Origin of the sequence: Belnapia moabensis DSM 16746 (genome assembly GCF_000745835.1) — a bacterium.
Taxonomy (GTDB): domain Bacteria; phylum Pseudomonadota; class Alphaproteobacteria; order Acetobacterales; family Acetobacteraceae; genus Belnapia; species Belnapia moabensis.
The window spans coordinates 1-2,609 of the sequence record NZ_JQKB01000227.1 but is presented as its reverse complement, the minus strand read 5'-3'; the positions used below and the strand labels follow the sequence as shown (position 1 = coordinate 2,609).

The 2,609-nt window shown below is 62.0% G+C and carries 4 protein-coding genes and 1 tRNA gene; all 5 read left to right on the top strand.

What is annotated here, in order from left to right; genetic code table 11:
- Nucleotides 1-354 precede the first annotated feature (354 nt).
- Entirely contained in the window at nucleotides 355-690 is a 336-nt protein-coding gene (locus tag EP26_RS38410; protein ID WP_084113189.1) for a DUF2934 domain-containing protein, read from the top strand.
- Nucleotides 691-1,251: 561 nt separating this feature from the next.
- Nucleotides 1,252-1,476, top strand: a complete 225-nt coding sequence (locus EP26_RS38930; protein ID WP_084113188.1) for a BRO-N domain-containing protein — start codon at nucleotides 1,252-1,254, stop codon at nucleotides 1,474-1,476.
- Nucleotides 1,477-1,731: 255 nt separating this feature from the next.
- A tRNA-Thr gene (locus EP26_RS30435) sits at nucleotides 1,732-1,819 on the top strand.
- Nucleotides 1,820-1,970: 151 nt separating this feature from the next.
- Nucleotides 1,971-2,168 (top strand): DUF6538 domain-containing protein, encoded by a 198-nt coding sequence (locus EP26_RS38925; RefSeq protein WP_408735131.1) that lies wholly within the window; start codon nucleotides 1,971-1,973, stop codon nucleotides 2,166-2,168.
- Between the two features lie 111 nt (nucleotides 2,169-2,279).
- Nucleotides 2,280-2,480, top strand: coding sequence for a hypothetical protein (locus EP26_RS30430; protein WP_157033972.1), 201 nt, complete (start codon nucleotides 2,280-2,282; stop codon nucleotides 2,478-2,480).
- The last annotated feature ends 129 nt before the right edge of the window (nucleotides 2,481-2,609 follow it).

Genomic DNA, 2,609 nt, shown 5'->3' with positions numbered 1-2,609 from the left:
CCCGCCGCTCGGAGCCAATCACAACCGATTCAGATGCCTCGATTTGTTCCCGGATGGACACTAAGAAAAGTAGGCCGGATATCTCGGGCTATTTCCGAAGCGGCCAGCCTATGGCGGCCACCATAGCGCCACGGGGTGAGCTCGGGCGGCAATGGTGAGCGGAGCTAGATTGGTACAAACATATGCGGCCGCAGCAGTGATCCGCGGCCGATACCGCCAACTCCTAATGTTTGTTTCCGGACGCACCTGTAAGATGAAAAGGATTTGGTGCAGAAATCCTCTTGCGATCTCCTTTCCGCTCAGGACAAGCATTTCCTCGGGTGGTCAGCAAGGCCACCGAAGGAGCTTGTGAACATGCCTGTTTCTGAACACCCCGAAGTGCAGAGCGTCCGCGAACGCGCATATTTCCTCTGGCAGGAAGACGGTTGCCCAGATGGACGCGCTGAGTATCACTGGTTTCGAGCCATGGAGCTTGAGCGTATGGCGCAGACGGTAGCGCCGGGGGCCACAAGCGGCACCATCGTTGTTGATTCCCCGCGCCAAGCCATAAGCCCCCGTGCGCTGGCTGCGGCGCCTGAGGTGTCGATTGTGTCGTCTGTCACGGCAAAGGGTAAGCCGAAAGCGGCCAAGGTGTCGAAAGCGCCTCGCCGGTCCGGAGCCGTCGCACAGGAGAGGCCCCTCGGAACCTAGTACGGACCAGCGCCGAAGCCGCCGGCCGCCGCGCTCCAGATAGCCGTCGCGGCCGGTCCGCTGCTTTCGCTAAGCTCTTCTCAGAGGGACACCGCCCGATCCGCCTTGGCTGGGCAGGGGGAGCTGATGTCGATCTTAAGTGGTCTGATCCTTGCCGTAGCCCTTTCGGCTGTACTCTACGTTGCCATAGCGCCCAGCGTATGGGCCCGCAGGGATCCCAGTTGGCCAAGGGATAGAACCCGGGGACACCCGCACGACAGCGGCGGGTACTCCTCCTGGGCCGGGGACGGTGGCGGCGGTGGTCACTACGGGGACGGGGGTGGCGGGGGCGACGGAGGGGGTGACCCGGCGCGGTCTCGACGCCGTCGCCAGGTTTTCGCTGGGGTACCGTAAGAAATCCAAAGTACGCGCGAGGGTAAGAGGGCGCAGAAATCCCCGGCAGGCTTCGCCGTATGGCTCCCCCCGCCGTCTGAGTGTCCCGTGGCCACCGGGCAAGAAGCCGCCATTGGCTGACGGGTACGCGTCGAAAAACCCGCCCCGACCGGCGCGACCCTCCGCACGATCACCCTAGAAGGTAACCCATGGTTCGTCGTCGCGGATGTCTGCCGGATGCTGGGTATCGGCGACCCCGCCGAGGCTGCCCATCCTCTGACCGCCGTGAGGAAAAGGCTCGATCGGAGTGAGGATATGCGCGGAAGCGCCCCAACCCTCATCTCCAGGAGCGGCCTCTACAAGCTAATCCTTCGCTCCGACAAGCCGGACCTCAGAGCTTTCAGAACTCGGTGACCCGCGATGTCCGCTCCGCCACCCGTGAGGACGGCGCCTACGCTATAGATGAGGAGAAGCAGAAGACCAGCGAGATGGACGTGGATACCCTTATCCTTCGCGCCATGGAAGCCGTGCAGCGGAGTTGGCTACTTCGAGCTGCGTGAAGGCCGCCGTGCAGACACCGACGGACAAGGGAGTGCTCCCCCTGATCAATCCTCGACAGAAGAGAGGAAACCTAGGGACGGAGGGGGAACATGTGGGTGTTGTCCATAGGCTGGCCATAGTAATTTCAAGGCATTGGAGCGGAATCACTCCCTTGGTAAGGGAGAGGTCGAGAGTTCAATCCTCTCTGGCAGCACCATTCTATCCTGCTGATATTCCCGGATATCCTGCATTCACAATGCCTTCGGGGCTCCCTTGTGCTACAAGGGGGTGCTACGCATGGCCTTGAGTATGATCCGCGCCAGCGAACATCCCGGAACCGGCGTCTATTGGGTGCGCAAGGTGTGCCGATGACGCTTCGCGCGATCGTGGGCGCGACCGAGTTGGTCCGCAGCCTGGAGACGAAGGATTCGTGGGGAGCTAAGCGGCGGGTGGGACCGGTCATCGACGGGTTCGAAGGGGTCATCGAGGCGGCGAGGCGCGGCGAGCGTCCTGAGACGTCGCCTCGTGCTGCGCCTTGCCTTGGTGCAGGTGAAACTGAGCCGTAAGCCGCCGTAACACCTTCTGAGGCGCCCGGCGCCGGTCGACCTGGTGCTCACACTAAGACGCTGACGAGCACACCACCCTTAAAGGCCAGTGATTTGCTTGCGGCTTGGGAGGTGGAGAACCGTCTCGCCTCAGCAACCGCGAGGAAGAACCGCGTCAGCTTCGACCAGGTCAACAAGTTTGCAGGCTTCGATGACCTGAGGCGCGTGAAGGAAGATGACGTTGTCGCCTTCAAGCAGACGCGCCTCGCCGCTGGACGGAATCCAAGCACCGTCGCCAATGACATTGCGGCGTGCGGGACGGTTTGCAAGTGAGCCGTCAAGAACCGCCTTCTGCCGTCTTAGAAGCTGTACGCGATTAAAGTCCTTGTTGCGCCTGGGTTTGGGCGACGAGGCAGCGTGCGACGATGGAGATCATCGCAATCCAGATGTGCCCGGCAAAGA

Bases quoted from the DNA above. Each gene is read 5' to 3' on its own strand.
- EP26_RS38410 (WP_084113189.1), top strand. From the start codon at position 355: ATGCCTGTTTCTGAACACCCCGAAGTGCAGAGCGTCCGCGAACGCGCA.
- EP26_RS38925 (WP_408735131.1), top strand. From the start codon at position 1,971: ATGACGCTTCGCGCGATCGTGGGCGCGACCGAGTTGGTCCGCAGCCTG.